20 protein-coding genes and 2 tRNA genes are annotated in these 26,513 nt (G+C 69.4%); 10 read left to right on the forward strand and 12 right to left on the reverse strand.

Annotated features, from left to right (window positions below):
- Positions 1–19 precede the first annotated feature (19 nt).
- Together ElP_RS25805 and ElP_RS25810 are read right to left on the reverse strand one after the other, a co-directional pair.
- A complete protein-coding gene (locus ElP_RS25805) occupies positions 20–3,043 on the reverse strand; it encodes a PVC-type heme-binding CxxCH protein (RefSeq protein WP_145275043.1) in 3,024 nt (1,007 codons plus the stop codon).
- 486 nt (positions 3,044–3,529) lie between these two features.
- Entirely contained in the window at positions 3,530–3,808 is a 279-nt protein-coding gene (locus tag ElP_RS25810) for a nucleotidyltransferase domain-containing protein (RefSeq protein WP_145275045.1), read from the reverse strand.
- Positions 3,809–3,871: 63 nt separating this feature from the next.
- Here ElP_RS25810 and ElP_RS37430 point away from each other — a divergent pair.
- A tRNA-Leu gene (locus ElP_RS37430) sits at positions 3,872–3,959 on the forward strand.
- 140 nt (positions 3,960–4,099) lie between these two features.
- Here the strand turns inward: ElP_RS37430 and ElP_RS25815 are convergent.
- From ElP_RS25815 to ElP_RS25825, 3 genes are all read right to left on the reverse strand, one after another.
- The gene (locus ElP_RS25815; RefSeq protein ID WP_145275048.1) at positions 4,100–7,645 is read right to left on the reverse strand and encodes a YhaN family protein; all 3,546 of its coding nucleotides are present in this window, start codon (positions 7,643–7,645) and stop codon (positions 4,100–4,102) included.
- The gene (locus ElP_RS25820) at positions 7,642–8,913 is read right to left on the reverse strand and encodes a metallophosphoesterase family protein (protein ID WP_145275050.1); all 1,272 of its coding nucleotides are present in this window, start codon (positions 8,911–8,913) and stop codon (positions 7,642–7,644) included. Before ElP_RS25820 ends, ElP_RS25815 begins: the two co-directional genes overlap by 4 nt.
- 392 nt (positions 8,914–9,305) lie before the next feature.
- Positions 9,306–9,376 (reverse strand) — tRNA-Gly (locus ElP_RS25825).
- A 571-nt stretch (positions 9,377–9,947) separates the two neighbouring features.
- Between ElP_RS25825 and ElP_RS25830 the strand changes: the two genes are divergently transcribed.
- Both ElP_RS25830 and ElP_RS25835 read left to right on the forward strand, forming a co-directional pair.
- Positions 9,948–10,493, forward strand: coding sequence for a hypothetical protein (locus ElP_RS25830; RefSeq protein ID WP_145275053.1), 546 nt, complete (start codon positions 9,948–9,950; stop codon positions 10,491–10,493).
- Positions 10,490–11,047: a DUF1294 domain-containing protein gene (locus ElP_RS25835; RefSeq protein WP_145275056.1), complete on the forward strand. Its 558-nt coding sequence runs from the start codon at positions 10,490–10,492 to the stop codon at positions 11,045–11,047. The genes ElP_RS25830 and ElP_RS25835 overlap by 4 nt, the downstream gene beginning before the upstream one ends.
- Positions 11,048–11,108: 61 nt before the next feature.
- Here ElP_RS25835 and ElP_RS25840 read toward each other — a convergent pair whose 3' ends face one another.
- From ElP_RS25840 to ElP_RS25860, 5 genes are all read right to left on the reverse strand, one after another.
- Positions 11,109–12,404, reverse strand: a complete 1,296-nt coding sequence (locus ElP_RS25840; RefSeq protein ID WP_145275059.1) for a DUF1501 domain-containing protein — start codon at positions 12,402–12,404, stop codon at positions 11,109–11,111.
- A 140-nt stretch (positions 12,405–12,544) separates the two neighbouring features.
- Positions 12,545–15,010 carry a DUF1549 and DUF1553 domain-containing protein gene (locus ElP_RS25845; protein ID WP_145275063.1) on the reverse strand — a complete coding sequence of 822 codons (2,466 nt, stop codon included), beginning with the start codon at positions 15,008–15,010 and terminating at the stop codon, positions 12,545–12,547.
- Positions 15,007–15,663, reverse strand: a complete 657-nt coding sequence (locus tag ElP_RS25850) for a hypothetical protein (protein WP_145275066.1) — start codon at positions 15,661–15,663, stop codon at positions 15,007–15,009. The genes ElP_RS25845 and ElP_RS25850 overlap by 4 nt, the downstream gene beginning before the upstream one ends.
- Positions 15,664–15,667: 4 nt before the next feature.
- Positions 15,668–16,213, reverse strand: a complete 546-nt coding sequence (locus ElP_RS25855; RefSeq protein WP_145275068.1) for a hypothetical protein — start codon at positions 16,211–16,213, stop codon at positions 15,668–15,670.
- Complete coding sequence (locus ElP_RS25860) at positions 16,210–16,788, reverse strand: RNA polymerase sigma factor (protein WP_145275071.1); 579 nt, start codon at positions 16,786–16,788, stop codon at positions 16,210–16,212. Before ElP_RS25860 ends, ElP_RS25855 begins: the two co-directional genes overlap by 4 nt.
- A 372-nt stretch (positions 16,789–17,160) precedes the next feature.
- On the opposite strand from ElP_RS25860, the gene ElP_RS25865 reads away from it, so the two are divergent.
- The 3 genes from ElP_RS25865 (at position 17,161) to ElP_RS25875 (ending at position 20,855) form a co-directional block, all read left to right on the forward strand.
- Positions 17,161–18,759, forward strand: coding sequence for an AMP-binding protein (locus tag ElP_RS25865; RefSeq protein ID WP_231749264.1), 1,599 nt, complete (start codon positions 17,161–17,163; stop codon positions 18,757–18,759).
- A 59-nt stretch (positions 18,760–18,818) separates the two neighbouring features.
- Positions 18,819–20,165: an FHA domain-containing serine/threonine-protein kinase gene (locus ElP_RS25870; RefSeq protein ID WP_145275074.1), complete on the forward strand. Its 1,347-nt coding sequence runs from the start codon at positions 18,819–18,821 to the stop codon at positions 20,163–20,165.
- A gap of 330 nt (positions 20,166–20,495) precedes the next feature.
- Complete coding sequence (locus tag ElP_RS25875; protein ID WP_145275077.1) at positions 20,496–20,855, forward strand: hypothetical protein; 360 nt, start codon at positions 20,496–20,498, stop codon at positions 20,853–20,855.
- A 41-nt stretch (positions 20,856–20,896) separates the two neighbouring features.
- Here ElP_RS25875 and ElP_RS25880 read toward each other — a convergent pair whose 3' ends face one another.
- The gene (locus ElP_RS25880; RefSeq protein ID WP_145275079.1) at positions 20,897–22,084 is read right to left on the reverse strand and encodes a cysteine desulfurase family protein; all 1,188 of its coding nucleotides are present in this window, start codon (positions 22,082–22,084) and stop codon (positions 20,897–20,899) included.
- A gap of 36 nt (positions 22,085–22,120) precedes the next feature.
- Positions 22,121–22,324: a hypothetical protein gene (locus tag ElP_RS25885; RefSeq protein WP_145275081.1), complete on the reverse strand. Its 204-nt coding sequence runs from the start codon at positions 22,322–22,324 to the stop codon at positions 22,121–22,123.
- Between the two features lie 382 nt (positions 22,325–22,706).
- Between ElP_RS25885 and ElP_RS25890 the strand changes: the two genes are divergently transcribed.
- The 4 genes from ElP_RS25890 to ElP_RS25905 all read left to right on the forward strand — a co-directional run bounded on the left by ElP_RS25890 (position 22,707) and on the right by ElP_RS25905 (position 26,431).
- On the forward strand, positions 22,707–23,645 hold the full coding sequence (locus tag ElP_RS25890) for a hypothetical protein (protein ID WP_145275084.1): 939 nt from the start codon (positions 22,707–22,709) through the stop codon (positions 23,643–23,645).
- A gap of 115 nt (positions 23,646–23,760) precedes the next feature.
- Positions 23,761–24,339 (forward strand): RNA polymerase sigma factor, encoded by a 579-nt coding sequence (locus ElP_RS25895; RefSeq protein ID WP_145275087.1) that lies wholly within the window; start codon positions 23,761–23,763, stop codon positions 24,337–24,339.
- 49 nt (positions 24,340–24,388) lie between these two features.
- Positions 24,389–25,159 (forward strand): hypothetical protein, encoded by a 771-nt coding sequence (locus ElP_RS25900; protein WP_145275090.1) that lies wholly within the window; start codon positions 24,389–24,391, stop codon positions 25,157–25,159.
- Positions 25,160–25,285: 126 nt separating this feature from the next.
- Entirely contained in the window at positions 25,286–26,431 is a 1,146-nt protein-coding gene (locus tag ElP_RS25905) for a PDZ domain-containing protein (protein WP_197446371.1), read from the forward strand.
- Positions 26,432–26,513: the final 82 nt, after the last annotated feature.

Here is a 26,513-nt window from a genome sequence, read left to right on the forward strand (position 1 = left end):
TCCCGGGCGGGTCGCAGGCTCAACGCCCCGACGATCCGGATGCCTCGGGGCCTGTAGCACCGGCAGTCGCCCCCGGTGCGCCGGGGATGGGGCGGGCCTGCGGGTCCTCCGGCGGCCGGTCCAGGGCCAGGTAGGCGAACAGGTCGGCAAGCTGGCGGCGGTCCAGCAGGTGCTCGATCCCCTCGGGCATCATCGACAACCCGCCGACCCGGACGTACTTCACCTCGTTGCGCGGGATCACCTCCCGGCCGCCGCCGGGCAGGGCCAGCACGATCCGCTCTGCGCCGTCCTCGGCCACCAGGCCGGTGAGGTTGCGCCCGCCCTCGGTGACGACCGTCGTCGTCCGGTAGGACTCGCCGATGACGAGGCTGGGGTCGAAGACGCTGGCGAGCACCTGCTCGAACGAGCCCCGGCCGTTAGAGGTCAGGTCCGGGCCGACCGCCGTCCCCTCGCCGTAGATCGTGTGGCACTGGGCGCAGAGGTTCCGAAAGACGACCCGCCCGGCGAGCGGATCGCCGGGGTCGTGCCGGAGGTACTCATCCATCTCGGCGACGACCCGCTCCCGCTGAGGGTCCCGCTCGGCCCGGATGGTCCCCCAGGCGTCCTCCACGGCCCAGATCGCCTCCCGGTCGTTGCCCTCCATGATCCGCCGCAGGTGGGCCTGGTTCAGGGTTCTGCGGGGCAAGTCGCCCGAGATCACGGCGTCGAGGAGCCGCCTGGCCCAGGGTTCTCGTTGCAGCAGCAGATCGACGGCGAGCGGCTGAAGCTCCGGGGCCATCGCCGGGTACCGCCCCAGCACCACCTCGGCGACCTTGCGGTCGTCCGACCGCCCCAACGTCGCCAGGACCCCGGTCAGGAACTCCGGTCGGCCTTCCGAGAGGACCCGATCCAGGGCCTCCGGCAGTTCGGGGTCCCCGAAGGCGACCAGCGCCTCCAGGGCTCGAAGGCGGATGTCCTCGGGCGTCCCCGGTGAGGTGAATTGCCCCCGGATGGCGTCGGCCTCCACCGACCCCACGCCCAGCCGGGCGGCGAGCAGCAGGGCGCCGAAGGCCAGCGGCGAGTCCGATTCCTCGGCCTGGATGCGGTCGAGGACCGGTCGAAGCTGATCCCGCAAGGCGACCCGCCGTTCCTCGGAGACCTCCGGCACCCGGTCCGAGACGGCCGACAGGCACTCCTGGGCCAGTGCGGCATCCTGTTCCACCAGCCGCCCGAGGATGGCCCGCACCGGCCCAAGGTCGGCGTCGGGGTCGCCGACGAGCCGGTCGATGACGTTGGGCAGCAGCTTGGCCAGGCCGGGGGCAGAATCCAGATCGATCTCCTCGATCAGCCGGACGAAGCGGTCGCCCTCCTCCGGCAGCAGGGGATGCAGGTTGGGCCAGGCGATGCTCGTGATCATCCGGTCCTCGCCGCAGGAGGCCAGCACCTCCACCAGCACCGGAAGCGGGTCCAGCCCCGAGACCTTCCGGGCGGCGATGGCGACCTGGAGTTGCACGTCGGGCGAGGCGTCCGTCGCCAGGGAGGTCACCGCCTCACGGATCGTCGGCTCGACCTCGCCGAAGTCGCCGGCCGCCCGCACGCCCCAGGCCCGGTAGGCGGGATCGGCGTGCGCCAACAAGCGGGCGTGGAAGCCCGGCTCCAGGTGCCCGGTGCCGATCAAGGCCCACAGCCCGTGCAGCCGGGCCTTCTGGGGGGCCGACTCGTCCAGGACCAGGGCTTCCAGCCGCTCCCGGATCAGCGGCGAATCCCGCTCGGCGAGCAACCGCTGGGCAGCCTCCCGGAAGAAGATGTTCGCACTGGACAACCGGGCGATCAGCGCCTCGTCATCCTCGCTGCCCAGGTCGAACACCGGTGCCCTCGGCGTGTCCTCGTAGCGGACCCGGTAGAGCCGCCCCTTGAGCCGGTCGATCCCCTCGGGGTCCCGGTTGGCGTCCTGGTAGCAGTGGTAGCGGTCGTACCAGTCCAGGACATACAAGCAGCCGTCCGGGCCGACCTTCTGGGCCACCGGCATGAACCAGGCGTCGTTCGCATTCAGGAAGTCCGGCTCGGCGCGGGCGACGTAGGTCGAGCCGTCCCGCTCCAGCCGATCGACGTTGATGCAGCCGCCATGGATGTTGCCCGTGTAGAGCCGATCCCGATACTCCTCCGGGTAGGCATCGCTGTCGAGGTAGGCCAGGCCGCAGTAGGCGGTCATCTGGTGCCCGTGGTCGGTGATCGAGCCGAGGCGGATCGTATAGGGCGGATAGGCCCCGGCCTGGCGCTTGTAGTAGCCCGTCTCGACGAAGTGGAACAGGTGGTCCTTGGCCCAGTGGCACGCCTCGACGATGGCCGCACCCTCCGGGTCCCAGGCCAGGCCGTAGGGGTTGCTGGTGCCCTCGCAGACGACCTGGAATTCCCGGGTGCGCGGGTGGACCCGCCACATCGCGCAGGTAAACTCGTAGGTGTTGCCGTTGTTCGACTCGATCGTGCTGGGGTTGAAGACGCCGTTGAGGCCGTAGAGCCAGCCGTCGGGGCCCCAGGTCAGCGTGCTGGGAAGCTCGTGGGCGTCGGCCCGGCCGAAGCCGGTGACGACCACCTCGACCTCATCGGCCCGGTCGTCGCCGTCGGTGTCCCGCAGGAACAGGAGGTCGGGGGCGTTGAGGACCCAGACGCCGCCGTAACCGACGGCGACCCCAGTCGGGATGTTCAGGGCGTCGGCGAAGACGGTGGTGCGGTCAGCGGCGCCGTCGCCGTCGGTGTCCTCCAGCAGCTTCACCCGGTCCCGCCCCGAGCCTGGCTCCCGGCGGGGATACTCCAGGCTCTCGGTGACGTAGATGCGGCCCCGGTCGTCGAAGGCCATGGCGATGGGGTTGACGATCTGCGGCTCGCTGGCGACCAGTTCGACCGTGAACCCCGGGGGGACAGTCATCGCCTCGATGGCCTCCTCGGGCGAGTAGGGGCGGTTGGGGAGCCGGTCCTGTCGGTGGGGGATGACCTCCTGTCCGCTCGTGAGGGCGGGGGCGACGAGGGCGAGGCAGAGTGCGGCGGTCATGGCGGGCCTGGTCATCGGCATCCGGCCTCCGGGGCGGGGAGAGGTCATGGTGTCCGTGGGCGGCGGCGGGGAGCCGGTCCACGCCATCCGGGCCACGATAACCCGGCTCCGGAGCCGGGAGCAACGAACTCTCCCGACCCCGGCCGACGCCAGACGAGGAGGGCCGACGACGGGGGGCCGCTCGAAGCCGAGAGGTCCCTTCACCTCGGATCGATCCGGAGCCCCGGTATGGTCTCCCCGGTTCCCCGCTACCCGGTCCCGACCTGGGCAGGCTCGTAGTAGGAGTCCACGGCGGCCTCGCCCGTGACGGTCGGCCCCGCACGGTCATCGGACCGCAGGCGTCTCGGGCATAATCTCGTCTCCGGCCTTCGAACGGCGTGATTGAACGGCCCTACGATACGTCTCGACCGGCCCGAGCGGCAGCCCGTCCCCCGGCGGATCGCCGCCCTCGGCGGATCGGGCCGGAAACCGGCCACGAGCAACGCCGCTCGTCAATCCCCGTCAGCCGAGGGATGAACCGAGCCTCAGCCGCACCAGCAGGTCGTCCAGGGCCGGGCGGGCTGACGGGGCCTCGGGCAGGAGGCTCTCCCGCTGGGCCTCCATCAGCCCGGCCACCAGCCGCTCCCTTACGGACGCCACGTCGGTGTCGTCCAGGGCCGACTGCTCGGGGCCGGACTGCTTGCGGGAGATCAGGTCATCGACGTGCGGCAGCCGGGACTCCTCGTTGACCCGCACGAGGTTCTGGAGGTGAGGGTCGAGGGGAAGGTCTGGGCATGCCACTGTAAGCATTGCTGTAAGCAGTACAACCCAGGTCCGGAATTCAATTCACAAGTTATTCAACGAGAATGATTTACGGGAAATCAAAAAATGAAATTCGCCGGACTCAAAATCCGGTCCCCGCAAGGGGGTGTGGGTTCGAGTCCCACCTTCGGTATTAATTGATCGGTTTGAACACGGAAATTCTTGGCAAGCCACACCTGTTGGGATTGTGGCGGGATGGGGTGGAACTGAGGGTGTTCCGGGGAGCGATCGGTCATTCTCGAATGTGATCGTACCCAGAATCCGAGCCGCTCAGGGAGCAGTCGATGCTGCCACTCCGCGACTTTCGAGACGATGGATTGTACGGACGTCGTTGGGTAAATGGGCTTGGGCGAGTTCGACCAGGTGTTCGTGGTGCGTGAAGAAGAGGACCTGGGTGCGGCGGGAGAGCTCGGCAAGCGCGACGAGTGCGGCCGCCGATCGCTCGTCGTCGAAGTTCAGCAGGATGTCATCGGCGACGAGCGGGATCGGTTCGTGCCGGGCAAACCATCCCTCCAGGCTCGCCAGGCGGAGGGCGAGATAGAGTTGGTCGCAGGACCCGTCGCTCATCGACTCAACCCCGACGGGGCGACCGTCTCGGAGCCCTAAGAGTACCGGCTGGCCGTGATCGTCTTCACCGAGACCCAGTCCCTGGAATGAGCCGGCGGTGAGCGTGGTAAAGAGTTCTCCGGCGCGGCGGAGGATGGGGCCCTGGTTCTCTTCCCGGAACTCTTCGATGCCGCACTGGAGCAGCTCGAGGGCGAGTCGTAGGGCGGCGTAATCTTCAACCCGGGAGCGGACTTCGGCCAGCAACGACTGGGTGCGTTCCGCCGCGTCGGCGGCCTCGTCTCCCCCCCTCTGGGCCCGGAGCCATTCTCGCTCGCCACCGATGGATTGGTCGAGGGCGGACCGATCCCGTTCGATGAGTTCGATCTCCTCGTCGAGCTCGTCGATCCGGAGTTCGAGCCCGTCGGGATCGATCCCCCGGGACTCGGAGATGAAGGCGTCGAGCGACGAGCCGGCGCAACAGCTCCGGATCAGATCCTCGACGCGGCGGAGGTCGGCCTCTAACCGGGCCCGCTCGGCCGCGGTGGCCTCCGCTTCGGGGAGGTCGTCGGGGGTGTCGCAGCGGGCCTCCCGACAGAGGGCCTGCAGCCGGGCTGTTTCCTGGGCGATCGTCAGATTCGCCGAGCGAAGCTTGAGGCGGGCGTCGTCCCGGTTGCTGGCGATCGAATCGCGTTCCTTCCTGTGGTCTCGTGCCTCGCCGAGCCGGCGATAGACCTCGGAGACGGCCGCCTCGGCCGGGCGGTCGACCAGTTCAGGAGCGATTACCCGGGCCACGGCGGCGACGTCGTCGGCGAACTGGCGGGCGTCCCGGTCGATCCCCTCGACTCGGGAGCGGAACCCCCTCGCCTGATCGAGGTGGGACCAGAGCGCCTCGATCCGCCGGAGAAACGAGTCGGCCTGTGCCGGCGTCGACTCGGGCTCCAGTCCGAGCCGGGCCATGAGGGGAGACCAGCTTTCTCGCCACGCTTCGAGTCGCCGTTCCGCCTCCCGAAGCCGGCGTTCGGCATCGTCGCGATCGCGGCGTGTCCTCTCGATCGACCTGAGCGATTCCCGGCGCGTCGCCCTCGCCTCCTCGGCCATGTTGATGAAGGCGGAAGCCCGGTCGACTCGGTCGGCGAGTGAATCGGCGGGGTTCATCCCGTAGTTCCCTGCCTCGGCGAGGGCGGCGTCGATTGCCGATCGGTGCTCGGCGATGGTCCGGGAGAGCGCATCGAGTTCGCGCTGACGGAGGCGGAGCGTCTCCCTGACGGAGACGAGTTCGGCCCTCCTCCGGACCCAGGCCCGCAGTTCCTCGGGCCCAAGTGCAGGAAGCCCCTCGGCGAGGAGATGCGCGTCCCATCGCCCCCGGATATCCCGGAGGCGATCCGCGCCGTCCTGCCGATCGCGTGCCAGCTCGTCCCGACGTCGGGAAAGCCGTTCGCGGCGGGCGAGGCATTCGGAACGCCTGGCGACCCGGTCGGCCTCGCGGCGGAGACGGTCGGCCTGCTCGTCACAGTGCGCCATGCTTCGCTCAAAGGCCTCTCGCAGCGTCCCCCCAGGAGCATACTCGTCGACGAAGGACGAACGCTCATCCGGGGGCGAGCCCCGGTCCAGCCAGTCAAGCCTGACCAGTCGCCAGCCCATGTCACGACGGAGTCGGGACGAGACGAGGTCGGCCTCGGTTGGGACCCCTTGCTCCAGCTCCAGGGCCCGGATCTCCGCGTCGACCACCTCGAGTTGATCACCAACCTCCGCGAGTTCGTCGTCTGCCCGGCCGATGAGCCGTTCGAGGTCCGAGATTTCCCGGGAGACCTCGGTGATCGTTTCCTCGAGCGGCACGCGAAGTCGCGACAGCTCGTCGAGGGGGCCGGACCAGTGGGGGAGCCGCTGCAGGTCGAGTTGGAGCGACCCCCGCTCGTCTTCGAGCTCGACGAGGCCTCGGGCGAGTTCGGACTCGGGGTCGCCGAGCCGGTGGCAGCGTGAAACGACGCGGCGGACCGGCTCGACGTCGGGCTCCGGGCCGGTCGGGTCGACTGCCCCCGTTAGTTCGCGGAGTTGGTCGCCGAGGGATTCGAGGGCCTGTCGATGGCCGGCCAGGTCGGCGTCGATCGAGGCCCGTTGGCGGCCCAGTTCGCGGATACGCTCGGGCATGTCGCCCCTGATGCGGAGCGACTCGGCCGCCTGCAAATCGCGTGGCTTCCCCAGCTCGACGAGCAGGTTGCGGGCGAAGTGCTCGTCCCCCTGCTGCATCCGAAGCAGCCCCGGGCGGTCCTGCTGGCCCTTGAGGAACTCGCCCAGTCGACGGTGCAGCGACTCGATCGCCTCGGCCTTGGCGAGCACCTCATCGGGAGGCGAGATCGCCTGAAGCCGTTCCTCGAAACTACCAAGGTCGGAATCGGCCTGCTCGGCGAGGGCGACGGCCCGGGTGAGCGACTCCCGGGCGGTGCGGTGGCGGTCGGCGAAGTCGACCGGCAGCGGGACCACGTCCCGGACGGCGTCGAGGCGCCCCAGGAGTTGCTCTCGCTCGACGATCGGCGTCAACGCGTCCCGGATCCGGAGCAGTCGATTGCGCTCCCGAACGCGATCCTGGCGATGCCGGTCGAGGCCCTCCTTCTTCCGGGTCGCTTCTCGGAAGGCCTCGTCGTGCCAGGTCCACTCCTCGCCCGGGAGTTGACGCTCCTGGACCTGTTTCCGAAGGCCGTTCAACTCGCCGAGCAGTCGGTTGATCTCCGGATTCTGCCCCCGCGGCTTGAAGAGGAGATCCAGCTCCGCCTGGATGCTCGACGTGGCGGCCTGGAGGCCGGTCAACCCCGAACCCGCGGCGAACAGCAATTGACCGACCTGTCCTCGGCCTTCGAGGATCGCCTTCCCGCCCTCGACGAGCCGGCGATGGTCGATGCCGAACAGGGATCGGAAAGTCTCGGACTCGACCCCGCCGAGGAATCGGTCGATCGCCCCGGGCTCCAGCGGCGTCTCATCGTCGGCGGAGAGCAGCGTGTTCCTGCTCCCCTTGCGCCTCCGGAATTCGAGGACCCTGCCCTGGCTGTCCTCGATCTCGGCGCCGATACGGAGCTGGTTGTAGTCGTGAATGAAATTATCGCTCGATCGGAGCGGGATGCCGTAGAAGAGGTCGTGAATGGCCCGGAGCGCGGAACTCTTGCCCGCCTCGTTGGGACCGTGGATCAGGTGGAGGCCCCGGGCACCGGCCGAGAGGTCGAGGGAGACGTCGGTGAAGGGCCCGTAGGCGATCAGGTCCAACCGCCGGATCTTCATGAGAGTGGCTCCCTGGCGGCTCGAAGCCGATGGATGAGCATCGGCCCGACGCGGTCGAGCATCTCCCGGAGCCAGTCGGGATCGTCGAGGCAGACGGCGTCGTCCCCGGAAGAAAACTCGGGGGGGAGCTTGCGGCGAAGCTCGGAGAGCCGCCCGGCAAGTTCCCGAAGCCGATCGTCATCGGCCCGATAGGAGTCGACCAGTCGCATCAGTGCGTCGATCGGCCCGTCACCGCCGTCGTCGTCGGGGCGGGTCGGCGGCCGGGTGGCGAGCTTGACTCGCTCGACCCAGAGGCGGTCGCCACCCGCGTCGAGGCCCTGGGCCCGGATCTCGTTGATCCATCGGCCCCCATCGGCCATGAATCGGTCGTGCCACGCCGAGGCGCCGAGCACCCGGACCCGGACGGCGATCAGCCGGTCGGGGTCGTCTTCCAGGTCGATGATCTCCCGGAACGCCTGCGCGGCCCGGCCGAGGAGGTCGTCCGGATGGGAGAGTCCCGAGGCGTCAAGATCCAGGACTTCCCAGCGCATGACGTCGAGCCGGTGGAACGTCGATCGGGCACCCTGGCCGGGTTCCAGGTCCACGATCAGGCAGCCCTTCGGGCCGGTCTCTCGGACGTGGCGTCCCTGGAGGTTCCCGGGGAAGGCGATGGGGGGATCGTCATGGACCTCGTGACGGAGGTGGATATGGCCAAGTGCCCAGTAGTCATAACCCTTCGCCCTCAGTCCATCGACGGCGCAGGGGGCGTAACGTTCGTGCCCCTCCGCCCCGGCGACGCAGGTGTGAAGCATGCCGACGTTCAGGCAGCCCCGCACCGGATCGGGGTAGCTCGCCGAAAGGTCGATGGTGACCGCTGGGGTGGCGAAGCCTTGGCCGTGGACCGCCACATCCAGGGAATCGACCCGCACGGTCTCCGGCCGGTCGGTGGCGAGCAACTTCACCCCCTCAGGCATCGAGAGGGATCGGGTCATCCGGTTCTCGGCGTCGTGATTGCCGGCGATGATGTAGACCGGGATTCCAGCCTCGCTCAGCCTCCCGAGCGTGCGTCGGAGGAACAGGCCGGTGTTGTAGTCACGCCAGTCCCCGTCATAGAGGTCGCCCGCGATCAGGACGAAATCGACTCGCTGTTCGATCGCCAGGTTGACCAATCGCTCCAAAGCCCTCCGCGTTCCGGTGCGGATCCGGTCGATCGGCGCGCCGTCGTAGCGTTCCAGGCCGCACATCGGGCTATCCAGGTGGATGTCGGCGGCATGGAGGAACCTCGGCATCGATTCTAGTCCCCTCCGATGGGATCGCGACTTCCAAGCAAGCCATCGAGCGCGAGCACGCTATCATGCGACTCTGGCGGCCGCAATGCCGGAACGTCGCCTTCTCGATCCCAGGCCCTGACGCATCCTAAATGTGCCGTGGTCGCGAGAGGGGGAGTCGAGGATGGGATCCACGCCCGGGGTCCAATATAGGGACGCTCCAGTCGGTGGATTGGGGAGGGTGTTCAGGAGGCCGAGACGCCCCACCCGACTTCGGGGACCCGGTCTCGAATTTAAGAGCCTGTGAAGTGAGTGACTTCAGCTCAGGAGCCGAAGATCGGTCGGCGTGTGCGTCGCAACGGACCTGGGCAAGACAGGGGCCCAGGGGCTGGTCGGGGTCGTCGTCAATCGGAAGCGGGATACGGGAATCGAACCCGTGTTTACAGCTTGGGAAGCTGTCGTTCTACCATTGAACCAATCCCGCAGCGGAAAAAGGCGACGCCTCATTCTTTCGTGGTTATACCGAAGAATCCGATCCGAGGCAAGCGGTTTTCGCCAGGCTTACGACCCGTAATCACGAGGCATTCGAAGGAAGCATCGTAATCCCGGCATCGAATCCGTAATAATTCAAATTGACGGCTGCGGTGTTCTGCACGGATGGCCGAATCTCGATTCCTCGTCGAACGACCGCTGTTTGGACGCTGCGCGAAAGGGTACATTATCGCCATCGACGCAGTTCCCGGAGTCGGTTCGGGCGACCGGTACGGGGATGAACGCCGATGCGGATTCGGTCAACCAGAATTTTTTCGACGACGAGATCATGGGAGCGGGTCTGGAATGGGCGGATACCGACGTTTACGATGATATGAGATGCATTCGAGCATCCCGGTCCAGGCGGGCCGGGGAAGAAGATTGCGGGGTTTGGAGAAGTCACTGTTCGAGATCCCCACCCCGTTCCAGGGCTGACCGGGCAACTCCCTGCCGTCTAGAATTCGCCTCGCTGGATCTCACACGCCCACGAGGGTCAATTCCCTCCACGCTCGCCGGGGGCTTGCATGATGCGACGTCACTGGCCTCGCGCGATGGGCAAGCCGAGGTCCCGGCTCGACGTCCGCCCGGGGGGAATCGGCAACACGACCCGGCCGGGGGTCCCCGGCCGACTCTTCGTGGTCGGGTCGGTGGGAGGCGCACTCCTGATTTGGGGAACGCTCTACGTGATCTTCATCGACTGGAGGCAGGAGATCCGGGGACGGATCGACTACGGGAAGTCGAAGGTCGCTCCCGTGGTCGGCTCCCTCTCGGCGATCACTCCCCCCGGGATCCCGGAGCAGGAATGGGAGGACGCAGTCCGGCGATCGGAGGCGATGCTCGACGAGGTCGTCGGCACCGGTCGGCTCGATCCTCAGCGGATGGAGTCGCTCCGCTCGGACCTGACGAGCCGGGTGGCCGAGGCCCGTCGCTCCCCCCGAGTCGCCCCGACGATCCTGGGCCGAATCTGGGACGACATGGCCCGGCTCAAGCGACTCCGGGATGAGACCGAACGTCCCACCGTGCTCCCCGCTCCTGATCGATCCGCCCGGCTCGGAGGCGAGGACCCATGAGGGGCGAGTCTCGCGGGGTGGTCGTGTCGTTCGATCGGGAACGCGGCTTCGGCTTCATCCGCTCACCGGCCCTGGCCGAGGATGCGTTCGTGCACGCCTCCTCGGTGGTCGGCGGCGAAGAACTCCGGCCCGGCCAGCAGGTGCGGTTCCTCGTCGAGGAGTCAGACCGGGGGCCCCGGGCCGTCCGGGTCCGGCCCGGCAGGGTCGGCATCCCCCCTGCCCTGGCCTCGATCGTGGCGGTGATCGGCCCGGTCGGGCTCGCGACGGCCTTGCTCCGCGTCTCCGGTCTCCCCTGGGCGTCGGCCTGGCTCGTGACGATCAACCTGGCGACCCTCTCCGTCTGGGCCTGGGACAAGCATCGCGCCGTCCGGGATCGCCGACGGGTCCCCGAGTCGGCCCTGCTGGGCCTGGCGGCCCTCGGGGGCACCATCGGCGCCGCCCTGGGAGTCCTCGCACTCGGACACAAGCGTCGAAAGCCCGGGATCCTGATCGGGATCGCGGCCTTCACGGCGATCCAGCTGATCGTCGTCGCAATCCTGGTCACACGCCCTTGAGCCAGGGGTGGTGCGGATGGGCGCAATCCCGGGGCGTGATGCCGCCCCGGGGCGATCGAGGTCAGGTCAGGGCCTCGGCGATCGGGGTGCCGTACCGGACGATCGCCACCGGTCGCCCGGTGGGGGTGTGATACTCCCTGGAGTGGTCGATCCCGAGTCGGTCGTAAAGAGTGGCCGCGATGTCATCGGGGGCGAATCCATCGCCCTCGGCGGGGCCGGAACCGGTCTCGTCGCTGGCGCCGACCACGCGGCCGCCGGCGATCCCGCCGCCTCCCATGACGACGAACATCGCCCTCGGGTAGTGATCCCGGCCGCCCCGCGGATTGACCTTCGGCGTCCGGCCGAACTCCCCGCAAACGAACACGAGCGTCGACCCCAGCAGACCCTTCTGCTCCAGGGCAAGGAACAGGCCGGAGAGCCCGCCGTCGAGCGCCGGGAGGTTGCGATCCCGCAAGCGGTTGAAATTCTCCTGGTGCGTATCCCAGCCGCCGTTATTGATGCTCACGAACCGGACTCCGGCCTCGACCAGCCGGGAGGCGAGGAGGCAGCTTTGCGAGAAGGGATCTTCGCCGAAGAGCCCCGCCACCGACGCGGACTCCCTGCCAATGTCGAACGCCTCCCGGGATCGGGGGGAGCTGATGATGTCATAGGCCCGCTGCGAGAAGGCGTCGATGCCATTGATCAGATCGCTCGACTCGAAGCCGGCGAAGGTCCGGTCGATGCTCTGCAGGAGATCTCGGCGGCGGTCGATCTCCTCCACCGTCAGCCCACCTCCCAGCGAGATCCCCCGGACGTTGAACCCCTGTCCGGCCCGCGGGGTCGACTGGGTGCTGAACGGCGCGTACTCGACGCCGAGGTACCCGGCGACCTGGGGCGTGTCGGGGATCGCCACGAACGGCGGGATGTCGGCCGGAGCGGCCAGCTCCTTGCTCACTACCGCCCCGTACCCCGGGAAGGTGAGGGAGGGCAACGGCCGGTTCCCCGTATTCAGGTACTTCGAGCCGAGGTCGTGTGCCGCCAGCGAGTGGCTGATTCCTCGGAAGATCGTGTACTTGTCGGCACACCGAGCCATTTTCGGCAGGTGCTCGGAAAGTCCGATGCCGGGCACGTTGGTGGCGATGGTCGAGAACTCACCCCGGATCCCCTCCGGCGCCCCCGGCTTCGGGTCGAACGTATCCAGGTGGGACGGCCCGCCGCCGAGGTTGATGTGGATCGCGGCGGTCGCCCTGCCCCGCTTCAGATCGCCCGCCTCTGCCATGCGGAGGAAGGAGGGAAGGGACAGGCCAGTGCCGCCCAGCACGCCGATCTTGAGGAAGTCGCGGCGACGGACGCCGTCGCAGGTCCGGCTCGTGGCCATCGAGTGAGCCTCCTTCGGGGGAGAGGGATGGGAATGCACGGGATGGATCGGGATCGATCGGGGTTGAAAATCGACTTTGTGAGCTCAGGAGGTGGACGATCGATCGGGCCGAGGGCTGATCGGCCATCCGCCCCGCGTCATCAATGGTTCGTCATGAATTCCTTGGTGTTCATCAGGGCCCAGATCAGGCCTCGGAGCCCGTCCCTCGCGTCCTTCGACCCCTCGAAATAACGGAGCGAGGAGGCCAACTCGGCCGCGTCGGGCTCTCGGGAGAGGGTCCGGAGGAAGGCCTCCTCGACGAGCATGGCGGGCGTCGAGGAGTCGTCGGCCACGCGGGCCAGCGATCTCACCCAGCCGTCGCGTCGGTCGAGTGCGGCATGGAGTTCCCGGTCGTTCTGGAGGTAGATGAGCTGGAGCAGGTTCGGCTCGTCGGACCGGCTGCAATCGCAATTGGTGTCTCGGGTCGACCGGCCGAAGACACGCCCTGCGTAGTCCCCCCTGCCCCGTCCGCCCCCAGCCCGCTGCCGGGGCCCGAAGGAACGCTCGTCGGCGTTGACGGCAAAAGCGGCCAACTCCCCGGGCTCGGCCGTGACCTGGGAGACGGCGTCGAGCAGCACCTCGGCCGGCAGGCGGCGCACGACGGCCCGGCTGAAATTCCGGTCGTCGAGCCGGTTCGTCTCGTTCGGCCGCCAGCTCCGCTGGTACGCAAGGCTGTTGGCGATCTCCCGGTGAAGCCACTTCATGTCGTACCCACTGGAGATGAACCCTCGGGTCAGGGAATCCAGCAGGGCCGGGTTGCTCGGAGGGTTGGCGAGGTTCATGTCGTCGGGGGGGTCGATGATCCCCCGGCCGAAGGAGTTCTCCCAGACCCGATTGACGAATGCCTGGGCAAAATACGGGTTCTCAGGGCCCCGCAGCCACTCCATGAGCGGCTCCCGGGGGTCGGAATATCCGGTCAGCGTGACCTCGTCGCCGCCGAGCACTCGCGGCGTGAAGACCCGCCCCCCCCGGGATCGTGACGCGGAGCCTTTCCGCTCGGACCTCATGCGGGATCCGACGATGTAGACCTCTTCGAACGGGACGATCTCTCCCATCCTCAGGCGTTTCGCGATCTCCCGACGCTTCTCGCCGCCCGGCCTGCCGGCGATGCCGATCTCCTCCTCCAGCGCCCTCACGCGGTCCCGCTCCGCGGGGTTGATGCCGTAGGAGATCGGCCGGAAGAAGGCGGTGAACTGGTTGAAGTCGTCCTGGGTCCACTGGTCGAACGGGTGCTTGTGGCACTGGGCGCACTCGAGCCGGACGCCGAGGAAGGCGTAGCTGAAGGCCAGCGCCTTCTCCTCCGGCTGCCGGAGGTTCCTCCTGGCCCAGAAATAGGGCATCGAGTCGCGGTCGGCGAACTCGACCGGATCCCTGGCCCGATAGAGGGCGGCGGTATCTCGAAGATAGTCGTCGTAGTCCTGCCCCGGCTCCCGGCTCGTGCCGAGGACGATGCCGGAGACCAATTCGTCGTACGGGGTGTTCCCCTCGACTCGCTCGTAAATCCACTCGTACCAGTGCCGGGCCATCTCGTTCCCGGCGGCCAGGCCACGGAGGTTGTCCGGAGAGGCGCCGGTGATGTCGCAGAGCAGATTCGTCCACCACGCGGCGTAGGTCGGCCGCTCGAGCACCTCGTCGACCTTCCTCGATCGCTTCTCGGGGGCCTCGTCGGCGACGAAGGCCCGGACCTCGTCGGGGGCCGGCAGGGAGCCGGTCAGGTCCAGGCTGACTCGGCGGAGGAACTCCGCGTCGGTGCAGACCTCGGAGGGGACGATACCGAGCTTCCCCAGCTTGGCGGCGATGTGCCGATCGACCTCCGTCGGTGAGGCGAATTCCGGGTCGTCCGTCTCGCCCCGATCGGCCACGGGCCGGATCACCTGCGTCCCCACCACGCCGTTGTCGTAGGAGGCGATCACGTAGGTGTCCCCCGCCCCGACGCTCGTGACGACCCCCTCGGGATCGACCTCGGCGATCGAATCGTCGTTCGACTGGAATCGGGTCAGGCAAGTCACGTCCTCGGACGTGCCGTCGGACCAGTGGGCGATCGCCTTCAAGGGGATCGACTGCCGGTCCCCCGAGAAGACGACCTCGGCGGGGATGACCTCGAGTCGATCGAATGCGGCCTCCCGGGCGGCGGGCTCGGCGCCGCCTTCGATCCATCGACGAATCATCTCGTATTGCCAGGTGCCGTATTCGAGCAACTGGCCGCCCTCGTGGGGCCGGGTGAGGGTGGGCTTCTCCAGGATCATGCTTCGCTCGGGGACCTCGACGGCGACCCGGCCATCCCCCCCCGCCAAGAGCGCCTCGTGGTCGGACTCGAAGTCGTATCCGAACAGCGAGAGGCGGAAGCCCCCCTGCCCCTGGAACGAGCCGTGACACGCCCTCCCGTTGCAGCCAAGCCGGCCCATCAATGGGAGGACGTGCCTCTGGAAGTCCGGCACCTCCTCCGTGGCCACCGGCTCGGCGAATCGGGCGGAGGCGGGCGGCAGGGCGTCGGCGGCCCGGCCCGTCGGCCCTCCCGAGGTCGTCACGAGCAGGACGGCCAGGGACGCGGCGAGGGATCGGATCATCGTGGTCTGGCTCCTTCGACTCGGTTCGGGCGGGGATCGGGGATGTCGGCCGGTCTGGAAGGCCTCCCCCGACCGTCCAGTCGACGGACACGGTCGACCTCCTTCAAGGCGGCGTTGAGGCGAGCTTCGATCAGCGCGTCTCCCCTGCGCCTGAGGCGGCCAATCTGCTCGTCCAGCTGCTCCAATCGCCTCTGGAGCTGGGCACGGTCGTACACCTGGAGCGCGAGTTGTGCATCGAGCTGCTCGGCCAGTCCCTCGCGGAGCGCCCGCTCGAGCGACGGATCGGGCGTGCTGATCAGTCGGGCCGTGATCAGGTCGACCCGAGATCGGGCCTTCCAGGTCTCGAGCAAGAGGGCGGCGCGGTCGGGGTCGCGACGGTGCTGGCGATCGATGTTCTCCCGGGTCCGCGTGAGGTCTCGGATGGCGTCGTCGTAGGCGTCCCGGTCCATCGCCCGGAGCGGGACGAGCAAGTCGGCGAGTTCCGGGTGGTGCTCCCGGACGAACTCCAGCGCCGCGGCCTCCGTGCCCGGACTCCGGGTCAGGCCGCCCTCGGGAGCCACGCCCCCCTCGCCGGCCGGATCCTGGGCCGCGATCGAGGCGCAGAGAATGAAGCCCAGGGCGACCATCGCCGGGATCGGTCGAGCGAAGGGCATCGGATCAATTCTCCAGCGGTTGCGGCTCGGACGAGTCCGACGAGGCCGAGAGGGCGACGGCGGAGATTAGCCAGCCCGGGGGTTCGGTTCCGCCGGACTCCTCGCCCCCTGCCCCGGATCGTTCCGCGAGCAGCTCGGGCCACGATTCGTCCGGCTCCGCTTCGACCGAGGTCACCTCGTCCGCCTCCCCCAAGGTTCGCTGGAGCCGGGACCAGGCCTGCTCCAGGGCGATCGCCCCCCCGGGTTCGACTTCCGGGACGGGGCGAGCGTTCACCCCCGACAACGCGGCAATGGCGACGGCCGCGGCCAAGGCGAGTCCCGCCGCCGCACCGGCGGTCCGACGGGCCCGTCGTCGATCGGCGACCTCAGTTCTCGACCGCTGACAGGCGATCAACAGTTCGACCATCCCGGCGACGATGGCGCATGCGTCGGGATCTTCGGCGAGCCGGGCCTCGAAATCCTCCCGCTCGGCCTCCCCCAGCTCGTCGGCGACGTAGAGGAAGGCCAGCCATCGCGTGCGTTCGTCCCCTGTGAGGTCGGCGGCGGTCATGGTTCGTCCTCGTCTCGGAGGCGTCTGGAGAGCCGGTCCAATGCCCGACGCATCCGGGTCAATACGGTCCCCAGGGGCAGCCCCCGTTCCTCGGCGATTTGGGCGAAGGTTTTTTCCTCGAAGATCCGGGCATTCACCACGTCGAGATAGGCGGCTGGCAGGCCGGCGAGGGCGTCCCGGACGGCCTCGATCCGCTCGGCCCGCACCACGGGGTCGGTCGGCCGAGTCGCCCCGGGGTCGGCCGACTCCCGGAGCCACCCGAGTCCCCGGACCAGCCGGCGCTGACGGCCGCCGCGTCGTCTCTGATCGATCGCCTCGCGGAAGGCGACCCGGAACAGCCACCCTCGGAGCGAATCGGGCCGGGCGTCGTGCCCCCGCTCGACCGCCTTGGCGAAGGTGGCCTGCAGGGCGTCCTGCGCCTGGTGGGAATCCCGGAGCATCCCGAGCAGGAAGCGGTACACCTCCGGGCCGATCTCCGCGAAGAGGTCCGCGACGGTCTCGGCATCCAGGCGGCCCGAGGCTCGGGCCGACCCGGCGGGATCTCCGGCCCGGGGCGGGTCGCTGGCGGTCTCCATCGAGGACCCTCACGCTGGTCGAAGAAACGACGCGCGGCCCCGGCCGATTATTTCAGCGTTCCCCGGATTCCCCAGGGGGCCGGCCTGCCGATGTCGTCGTGGCACGCCTCCGACCGGTCGTCCCAGTGACCTCCCGGGAGACCCGCCGCGACACGGCGCCATTGACGCCCTCCAGCGTCGGATCGCGTTGAGTCGCCATTGCTTGAGGCGATCCGATCCCGTATGGTCATAATCGACGCGTGGCGATCGCCCTCCTCGAAGCCGCCCCGCGTCGCCCTCCTGAGGTCGGGAGTGACGATGATGAGTGTTGAGACCGCCGCTCGCCCCGTCGGAGCCGAGGCCACTCCCGCGCCGCTTGTTTCGATGCCGCCGATGCCGGCGTCCTGGAGTTCCCTCGGCCGGGCCTTCGTCTGCTCGGCCCGGCACCGCGCGGGTGCCCCCGCGTTCGCCGACAGCACCGGTGCGGCCTTGAGCTACCGGCAGGCACTGATCAAAGCACTGGCGCTGGGCCGGGTCCTGGAGCGGGTGATCGGGCCGGCCAGGAACGTCGGCGTGCTCTTGCCGCCGACCTGTGCCGGGGCCGTCACCAATCTCGCGCTGACGCTCCGAGGTCGAGTGCCCGTGAACCTGAACTACACGGCCAATCAGGAATCCGTCGACTCGGCGGTCGACCAGGCGCAGATCACCCATGTCCTCTCGTCGAAGCGGATGCTCGACCGCATCCCCCTGCGGCCGAAGGGCCAGCTCGTCGTCTTGGAGGACGTCGCCAAGCTCGTCGGCCCGCTCGACAAGGCATGGGCGGCGAGCGTCGCCCTGCTGATACCGATCTCCGCGATGGGGTCGGTCCTGCCCGGCCTGAAGCATGAGGATCTCGATGCCCCGGCGACGATCATCTTCACGTCGGGCTCGACCGGACAGCCCAAGGGCGTCGTGCTGACGCACCGCAACATCCTGTCCAACGCCCGGCAGATCGAATCCCACATCCACCTGACGCCGGCCGACGTGGTCCTCGGCATCCTGCCGTTCTTCCACTCCTTCGGCTTCACGGTGCCGCTCTGGACCGTCGCCTGCATCGGCCTGAAGGGGGTCTATCACACCAACCCGCTCGACGCGCAGGTGATCGCCAAGCTGACGAGGGAGCACAAGGCGACGGTCATCCTCGCCACCCCGACCTTCGTCCGGGGCTACCTGAAGCGGTGCAAGAAGGAAGACTTCTCCTCGGTCCGGCTGCTCGTGCTCGGGGCCGAGAAGCTCAAGCCGGAGCTGGCCGGCCAGATCCGGGAGGCGTGGGGGATCGACCCCCTGGAGGGCTACGGGTGCACCGAGACCGGCCCGGTCGTCTCGGTCAACAGCCCGTACGAACGCAAGGCGACCGACGGTCGCCCCGTCCCCGGGAATCGCCCCGGGACGGTAGGCCAGCCGATGCCCGGCACGACGATCAAGACGATCGATCCCGAAACCGGGGCGGATCTCCCCCCAGGTCGCGAGGGGATCATCTGCGTCAAGGGCCCCCAGATCATGCCCGGTTATCTCGACCGGCCCGACGCCACGTCGGAGGTGCTCCAGTCCGGCTGGTACTCGACCGGTGACCTCGGCCTGGTCGACCCCGACGGCTTCCTCTCGATCACCGACCGGCTCAGCCGCTTCTCCAAGGTCGCCGGCGAGATGGTCCCGCATGGCGTCGTCGAGTCGGCCATCAATGAGGCCGCCGGTGGGGGGGGGGACCAGGTCGCCGTCGTCACCTCGTTGCCCGACCCGAAGCGCGGGGAGCGACTGGTCGTCCTGCACACCCCCGGCCTGGCCATGTCGCCCCAGGACGTGGCCCGACGACTCCAATCGGGCACCCTCCCGAAACTCTGGATCCCCTCGGCCGACGACTTCGTCGCCGTCGAAGAGATCCCGGTGCTGGGGTCCGGGAAGCTCGACCTCCGACGGCTCCGGGAGATCGCCCGGGAGCGCCTCGGGGGCTGACCGGGCCCGTCGATCACACCCCGCGGAGGTCGGCCACGGCATCGGAGGCGCCCCGTCTGATGAAAGCCGAACTGCGCGTCACCTCCGGGCCGCATCAGGGGCGGACCTTCGTCTTCGACCGCCACGCGACCTTCGTCGTCGGCCGGGCCTCCGACGCGCAGTGCCCGATGCCCGACGACCCCTTCCTCTCCCGTCATCACTTCCTCGTCGAGGTCAACCCCCCCGTCTTCTCGGTCCGGGACCTGGGCAGCACCAACGGCATCCGGGTCAACGGGGTCCGGGTCGAGAGCACCAGGCTCAACGACGGCGACGCGATCACCGCCGGCAACAGCGCCTTCGAAGTCGCCATCGAGTCCTCCGGCCTGATCCCGGTCTCCTGCCGGGGCTGCGGGACCCCCGCGCCCCCGGATCTGACCATCTCCGCCCGCCCGGACGAGCCGGTCGAGTGGTACTGCCCCGCCTGCGCCTCGCGGCGACGCCGATTCCCCCGGCCTCCCCGGGGCTACTGGATCGAGCGCTGGATCGGCGGCGGCGGCATGGGGGAGGTCTTCCTCGCCCGATGGGAGGCGGACAACCGCCCCGTCGCCCTGAAGGTGATGATGCCGACCGTCGCCGCCAGCGAGCGGGCCCGCGCCTACTTCCTCCGGGAGATGAACGTCCTCCGCAACCTCCGCCACCGCAACATCGTGGCCTTCTTCGAGGCGTTCGAGGACGAGGGCCAGTTCCAGTTGCTGATGGAATACGTGGACGGGAAGGGGGCCAATCGATGGGTCGAAACCCTCCCGGAGGCGCCACCGATTTCCTCGATCGCCTCGATCGGGGTGCAGTTGCTCCAGGCCCTCGATCATGCCCATGGCAAGGGATTCGTCCACCGGGACATCAAGCCCTCCAACGTCCTGGTCATGGGGGGGGCCCGCCGCCCCCTGGTCAAGCTCTCCGACTTCGGCCTCGCCAAGAATTTCCGGGATGAAGCCGGCTTCAACGGCCTGACCACCGAGGGGGACTTCGGCGGCTCGATGGGCTTCCTCTCGCCCGATCACATCCGGGACTTCCGCGAGGTCAAGTGGCCGGCCGACATCTATAGCGCCGGTGCCACCCTGTATCACCTGCTCACCGGCCACTACCCCTTCCTCGACTTCGACCCGAAGAACGCCGACGCGATCACCAAGACGCTGGAGCATCCCACCGTCCCCCTCCGAGCCCACCGGCCCGACGCCCCGGATGCCCTCGACCGCATCCTCCGCAGGTCGCTCGAGAAGAGCCCCAAGGACCGTTGGCCTTCGGCCTCCGCCATGGCGGAGGCGTTGCAACCCTTCGCCGCCGATCCCCTCTCCTCGTCCGGCCCCCTCCCGCCGGCCCCTCCCCCGGGCGCGTCGAGGCCCTCCCGGGCGCCCACCGGCCCCTGATCCGGACATTTCCGCGAATTCGCCCAGAAAAAGTGACTATTTCGTCCCGATCCCCTGATCTTATTGTTGAAGGGGATGACGAATCTGCCCCTCCCGCCGGAAGGTCGAACCCGATCGGACCGGGTGCCCGTCTCCTCGATGGCATCGCACCCGGGATCCGACGACAGCGTGACGACGCGGCCGAGTCAGGCCCACCCGACGACCGATCCCGACCAGGAACTCCCCCCAGGTCGGGACCTGGAACCGCCCCGAGGATCACGCGGCCCGAGGAACTCCCGGAGGATCACACCGATCAAGGTAGTCGCAACTCGCGATCCGGAGAGTCCGAACGTGGAAATCGAATTGCTCAAGATGCTCCCCGGTGGCGGTAGCGTCGCGGCGCTGATCGTCACCGTCATCCTCTTCCTGAAGCAACAGGAGAAATCCCAGCTCAACCTCGGCCAGGTCACCGAGACCTTCAACAACCGAGTGGCGGCCGCCCAGTCTTCCTTCCAGGACCAGATCCGCCAACTGATCGCCCATAATGCAGAAAACCAGAAACTCTACCAGGACCAGATCCAGACCCTGCTGGACGGGCACCTCGAAGTCTCTCGCGAGACGGTTGTCGCCCTGAGGGCCCTCGAAACGGCCGTCTACGAACTCCAGTCGCGTTCCCAGCCGCCGACCGTTCGCGTGGCCGCCGCACGTTGACCGGCGTGGCCTTCGTCTATCGGGGGCGACCGGCGACGACCTCACTCCCGGGGACGGCCGGGGAGGCCGGGGATGCCCCCCCCGGCCTCGGCCACCCCCCGCACCACGGCGACCACCCGACGGGCCGCCTCATCCACCTCGTCCTCGGTCGTCCCGGCTCCCATGCTGAACCGGACCGACGACCGCAAGCGGTCGGCCGGCACCCCCATCGCCACCAGGCTGGGGGAGGCGGAGGTCGAGCCGCTGGCGCACGCCGAGCCCAGGGAGGCCGACACCCCCGCCAGGTCCAGTTGCATCAGTAACGCGTCCCCGTCCAGCCCCGGGAAGCCCAGGTGCAAGGTCTGGGGCAGCGTGGCCCCCGGCCCGATCGGGCCGGTCGTCACGACCGCGTCCCGCCCCAGCCCGGCCACGATCGCCCCCTCGAGCCGTCGCTTTAAGGCGAGCCATCGCTCGATCCGGGCCCCGGCCTCGCGATGCCAACGCCCCAGCGCCGCCGCCATCCCGACCGCCAGGGCCACCGCCTGCGTCCCCGGCCTCCGGCCGCCCTGCTGTCCCCCCCCGAGGAGCATCGGCTCCATCCGGCACCCGGTCCGGACCAGGAGCACCCCCACCCCCACCGGGCCGTGGAATTTGTGGGCGCTCGCCGCCAGCGTCGCCACGCCCAGTCGCTTGAAATCCACGGGGATCCGCCCGACCGCCTGGACCGCGTCCGTATGGACCGGCACCCCGGCCTGATCGGCGAGCAGCGCCACGTCCTGGAGCACCCCCGTCTCGTTGTGGGCCAGGATCAGGGTCGCCAGCCTCGTCCCCGGATCGATCCGGTCGAGCATCGACCCGATCGTCACTCGGCCGTCCGAAGACACGACGCCCCGACCGACCTCGTATCCCTCGGCCTCGAGCCGGGACACCGGCTCGGCCACCGCCGGGTGCTCGATCGGGCTGGAGACGAGGCTTCCTGCTCCCCCTCGTCCCCCAATCCCCCCGGCCAGCCCGAAGATCGCCAGATTGTTCGCCTCCGTGCCCCCGGAGGTGAAGACGACCTCCGACGGCTCGGCGTTCAGAATCCGGGCGATTGTCTCCCGGGCCTGGTCGAGCGCCCGCCTCGGACCCCTCGCCAGGCCGTGGCGACTCCCTGGATTTCCCGGGGCCAGCCAGTGGGGCCGCATCGCCTCCAGGACCTCCGGGTCGAGCGGTGCGGAGGCGTTGTGGTCGAGATAGATCGGCCTCATGGCAGGTTCGGGCCCGCCTCCGGACCATCGGGTCGGTCAGCCCAGCGCCCTCAGCGTCAGGAACACCCCGAAGAGGAACAGAGGCACGCCGAGCAGGGCCAGAGGCCCCGCCAGAAGCGCCGCCCCCCCGATCATCAGCAAGAAGCCCAGCAGCAGCGAGGCCAGCCGGCCGATCAGGTGGAAGGCCACCGACAGGCCCCGGAAGGGCAGCATCACGGCCTGGACGATCGCGCCGAACATGCGTCCGAGCCTACCAGATTCCCGGGCGATCCGGGAGGCGTCCTCACACGCCTCCGTCGGGGTCCGGCCCCGAACGCCAAGCGCCCCCCGGCACGCGGGACGTCTCGATTTGCAAGAGCCACCGCCCCGGACGTAAGTGGTCGCGGCCATGACGGTTGGACTCCCCGGGGCCTGTGCTCGGTGCAGCCCGGTCTCGATTCAGCCGACCGATCCGACCAAGATCGGCGGCGACACGGACGGACTTGCGACAATCACCCGAATTTGATAGTGATGCCGCCCCTGGTCGGGGATTCGACCGGGAGCGTCGATGATTGAGTCGCCGGCCGCCGCGACCGGGGTCTTTCCCCCCGATCCCGCGGCGGGATCGGGCAAGGAGGCCGCCGTGCGACAGGGCCTGTTCGCCGTCCTGCTCATCCTGTCTGCGTTCGCCGGCGGGGCGCTCATCAATGGGCCGGGCCTCGCCTGGATCCGGGAGCAGCTGTCCCGGAGGGACGCCCCGGCTCCCGACGAGCTCGCGGACGGCGTCCCGATCCCCGAGGTCTCCGGGCCCCTCACCATCCCGGCGCCCGACGCCGATCCGGCCCCTCCGAGGCTCCCGTTCCCCGTCGCCAACTCGTCCCCCTTCGCGCCCCCTTCCTCGACCGAAGGGGGACCCGAGGCACGAACCCCCGAGTCACGGGACGCCCAATCGCCCGCCGTCCCGGCGCCGAAGGGGCCTTCGATCGCCTCATCGACCCGCCCCGAACTCCCCGCCGACGAGCAGACACGCCCCCAGTCCGGTCCGGCGACGGGGGCTCCCCTGCCGCCCCCTTCCCTGTTCGATGCCGCGCGGAATCGCGTCCCCGGCCGCCCGATCGCCCAGGTCTCCGCGTCTTCGGACGAGGCAGAGACCCGCGAGGGACCGGCCGACGGCCAACCTGTGTCCCCCCCGCAGCAGCTCGCCTCCGGCCCGGCCCCACCCGACGATTGGACTGATTCCCCCGACTCGGCCGCCCCGGCCCGACCCATCCTCCCCGCCGCCGACACGTCGTCGCCCCCCGCCATCTCCAGGGACGAGGGGCTCCAGAAGGCCGGCGTCTCCGACTCCCCGTCGGAGGGTGATTGGGCCGAGGTCCGTCGCCGGATGGAGCAACTCGGGGTCGGCCGCTTCTGGGTCGAGGGGGAGTTCGGGGGCCCGGTCGTCTTCCGATGCGTCGTCCCGGTCATCGGCGACCGTGCCGTTTCGCAGCACTTCGAGGCCGAGGGGAGCGACCTCCTCGCCGCATCCCAGGACGCCCTCCGGCGGATCGCCCTCTGGCGGGCGACCGAATCGACCCCGTGAGCGGACCAGGGGCCTGACTCACGGCACTGCTCGGTCGCCGCACTCCGGACTTCCGGACCGGTCGGGAGACTTTTTTCCGCAAGGGATCCGCCCTTGCGGTAACTCTCCTCTCAGCATGGCCGCGTCACATCCCTCCCCACTGCCGATCGGGCCGGCGTCCCGAGACGGGTCCATCGACTGGTCGGCCGTACTGGCCGAGCACGGCCGATGGCTCCGGACCGTGATTCGGGCCCGGCTCGGGGAGCCCCAGGGGGTCGACGAGGTCATGCAGGAAGTCTCGCTCGCCGCCGTGGCGCAGCAGGCCCCGATCGTCGACCCGGCCCGGGTCGGCGGCTGGCTCTACCGGCTGGCCGTCCGTCACGCGTTGCTTCATCGCCGTTCGCAGGGACGGCGGCGGAAGCTCGTCGATCGATACGCCCGGGCCGCCCAGGCCGAGACCCGGGCCAGGCCCGCCGACCCGCTTACCTGGCTCCTCGCCGACGAGCGGGACCGGCTCGTCCGACTCGCGGTCGACGAACTACCCCCGAAGGACCGCGAACTCCTGCTCCTGAAGTACACCGAGGACTGGTCCTGCCGTCAGATCGCCGACCGCCTCGGATTGAGTGCATCTGCCGTCGAGGCCCGCCTGCACCGCGCCCGGGCCCGGCTGCGGGCCCGGCTCGACCGGCTCGCCCAGCCGTGCGACGGCGACTGAATCGAGCCCCATTCCTCCCCTCGGAACGCCCCCAGGGCGAGTGTCCCCGATGGACCCGAACACCCCCCTCCCCCCGACCTCCGCCGAGCGTCTCGATCTCCTGGTCGAGGGGGCCCTCCCCGATCTCGAGCGACGCGCCCTGTTGCTCGCCCTCGACGCCGAGCCCGGCGGCTGGCGGCGCTGCGCCCTCGCCTTCCTGGAAGCCCAGTCGTGGCGGACAGCGATCGGGTCGCTGGCGGAACCCTTCCCCGCCGGGCGGTCCCCGGGAGAGCCCGCCGTCCTGCTGCGTCCCCGGCTCCCGCTCGTCCCCGTCGCCGTGGCCGCCGCGATTGCCGTAGCGGCCTTCCTGGTCGGGCGGTCAACCGGACCGGTCCCCCGATCAGCCCCGCCCTCCGGGCCGATCGCCCCGACCCTCGCGGGGGACCCGGAACACCTCGGCCCGCAGCCCCCCCCCTCGTCCGACTCCACGGAGCATCGGTCGGCGATGGCCGGCCGAGGTGAACCGCCCGATCCGCCGGCCTCCCCGAATGCCGCCCCCGCTTACCAGGCGATCGGCCTCCTGAATCTCGCCTCGGATGATGACCCGGATGTCCCGGTCGTCCAGGTCCCCGTCCTGTCCGGGCCCGGGATCGACGACCGATGGCTCCGGGACCAACCTTCCTTCGTCCCCGAGGAAGTCCGCCGCTCCTGGGAGCTCAGCGGCTTCGACGTGGAGCTCCAACGACGGCTCGTCTCGGTGCAACTCGACGAGGCCGGCCGCTATCTCACCATCCCGGTCGACGAGGTCCTGCTCCGGCAGCCGACCCGCCTGACCTATTGAACCCGGTCGATGGGCGAGGCCACTCGCCCGGCGACCGGGGTGAATCGGGGCCGGACGGCGACCCGCCCGGCAGGAACCGGCGGTGCCCCGGGCATCGCCCCAACGCGAGAATCAGGAGGACGACCCATGATCTCGACCCCAAGGCTCCGGACCGCCCTGGCCGTCGGCCTCGTTCTGGTCCCGGCCGGGACCATCGCCGCCCAGCAGGGCGAACCATCCCAGCCCGAAGGTAGGGCCCCACAGATCCGGCAATTCCGCTCGGACGGCCGCCCCGACCCGGAGCAGATGGAGCAGTTCCGCCGCCAGTTCGAACTCTTCCAGCGTCACATGCCCGGCAACGCCCGCACCTTCCGGTTCAACCCGGGACGGATGATGGTCGACCCCGGACAGTCCGACCTCCAACTCTTCTTCCAGCAACCCGAAAACGAGGCTTCGGCACTCGGCCTGAAGTTGCGGGAGATGCCGGCGGTCTTGCGGTCCCACCTCGAACTCCCCGAGGGCCAGGGCGTGGTCGTCGCCGAGGTTGCCGAGGACGGCCCCGCCGCCGGGGCGATCGAGCCGAACGACATCCTCCTGGCACTGGGGGACACCCCCTTGAGCGACCTCGACGACCTGGCACAGGCCGTCGAGGAGGCGGAAGGCGATACCCTCTCCATCACCCTAGTCCGGCGCGGCGAGGAGCAGTCCGTCGAAGTCGACCGGCCAAGGCCGTCCGGCGAGGGGGGCGATCGCTACCGGCTCGGCGTCATGATCGAGGTCCCCGACGACGCCGTCCGGTCCCAGCTCGGCCTCGCCGAGGGCCGGGGCGTGATCGTCATGGAAGTGACCCCCGACAGCGCCGCCGAGGAGGCCGGGATCAAGGCGAACGACATCCTCACCGAGATCGACGGCGAGCCGATCGCCGGCGCCCAGGAGCTGTCCGAGCAGGTCCAGGGGACCGACGGAGAGGCGGTCGAGCTGACTCTCATGCGGGACGGGGAGGAGATCACCGTCGAGGTTTCACCCGAGAAGGTCGCCGCACCCGCGGGCTCACCGGACCCCCGTCATCCACCCGCGGGACTCAGGTTCTTCGGCCCCGGCGTCATGATCGATCCCGAGACCGGCGCCATCCGTCCCGGCCCCGGCCAGAACCGCACCTTCTCCCACCCGGTCCCGCCGACGGGTGATCTGGGGAGGGCGATCGAGGAGATGAGGGAGCAGCTCGAACGGCTCCGCGAGGAGATCGACGCCCTCAAGCGGTCCAAAGGCGATGGCGAGGACCAGGATCGTTGACCGCCCGGTCGTCTCCCGCGACCCGGCCGGATCGGGCCCCCGCCCCGCACACAAGGGGCTGGGGCCCGTCTCGCCCCGAATC

This window comes from Tautonia plasticadhaerens (genome assembly GCF_007752535.1).
GTDB lineage: Bacteria > Planctomycetota > Planctomycetia > Isosphaerales > Isosphaeraceae > Tautonia > Tautonia plasticadhaerens.

What these genes read in the sequence shown, in the direction of transcription:
- ElP_RS25805 (WP_145275043.1), bottom strand. Translation starts at nt 3,043, where the DNA reads ATGACCAGGCCCGCCATGACCGCCGCACTCTGCCTCGCCCTCGTCGCC.
- ElP_RS25815 (WP_145275048.1), bottom strand. Translation starts at nt 7,645, where the DNA reads ATGAAGATCCGGCGGTTGGACCTGATCGCCTACGGGCCCTTCACCGAC.
- ElP_RS25820 (WP_145275050.1), bottom strand. Translation starts at nt 8,913, where the DNA reads ATGCCGAGGTTCCTCCATGCCGCCGACATCCACCTGGATAGCCCGATG.
- ElP_RS25830 (WP_145275053.1), top strand. Translation starts at nt 9,948, where the DNA reads ATGATGCGACGTCACTGGCCTCGCGCGATGGGCAAGCCGAGGTCCCGG.
- ElP_RS25835 (WP_145275056.1), top strand. Translation starts at nt 10,490, where the DNA reads ATGAGGGGCGAGTCTCGCGGGGTGGTCGTGTCGTTCGATCGGGAACGC.
- ElP_RS25840 (WP_145275059.1), bottom strand. Translation starts at nt 12,404, where the DNA reads ATGGCCACGAGCCGGACCTGCGACGGCGTCCGTCGCCGCGACTTCCTC.
- ElP_RS25845 (WP_145275063.1), bottom strand. Translation starts at nt 15,010, where the DNA reads ATGATCCGATCCCTCGCCGCGTCCCTGGCCGTCCTGCTCGTGACGACC.
- ElP_RS25850 (WP_145275066.1), bottom strand. Translation starts at nt 15,663, where the DNA reads ATGCCCTTCGCTCGACCGATCCCGGCGATGGTCGCCCTGGGCTTCATT.
- ElP_RS25855 (WP_145275068.1), bottom strand. Translation starts at nt 16,213, where the DNA reads ATGACCGCCGCCGACCTCACAGGGGACGAACGCACGCGATGGCTGGCC.
- ElP_RS25860 (WP_145275071.1), bottom strand. Translation starts at nt 16,788, where the DNA reads ATGGAGACCGCCAGCGACCCGCCCCGGGCCGGAGATCCCGCCGGGTCG.
- ElP_RS25865 (WP_231749264.1), top strand. Translation starts at nt 17,161, where the DNA reads ATGCCGGCGTCCTGGAGTTCCCTCGGCCGGGCCTTCGTCTGCTCGGCC.
- ElP_RS25870 (WP_145275074.1), top strand. Translation starts at nt 18,819, where the DNA reads ATGAAAGCCGAACTGCGCGTCACCTCCGGGCCGCATCAGGGGCGGACC.
- ElP_RS25880 (WP_145275079.1), bottom strand. Translation starts at nt 22,084, where the DNA reads ATGAGGCCGATCTATCTCGACCACAACGCCTCCGCACCGCTCGACCCG.
- ElP_RS25885 (WP_145275081.1), bottom strand. Translation starts at nt 22,324, where the DNA reads ATGTTCGGCGCGATCGTCCAGGCCGTGATGCTGCCCTTCCGGGGCCTG.
- ElP_RS25895 (WP_145275087.1), top strand. Translation starts at nt 23,761, where the DNA reads ATGGCCGCGTCACATCCCTCCCCACTGCCGATCGGGCCGGCGTCCCGA.
- ElP_RS25900 (WP_145275090.1), top strand. Translation starts at nt 24,389, where the DNA reads ATGGACCCGAACACCCCCCTCCCCCCGACCTCCGCCGAGCGTCTCGAT.
- ElP_RS25905 (WP_197446371.1), top strand. Translation starts at nt 25,286, where the DNA reads ATGATCTCGACCCCAAGGCTCCGGACCGCCCTGGCCGTCGGCCTCGTT.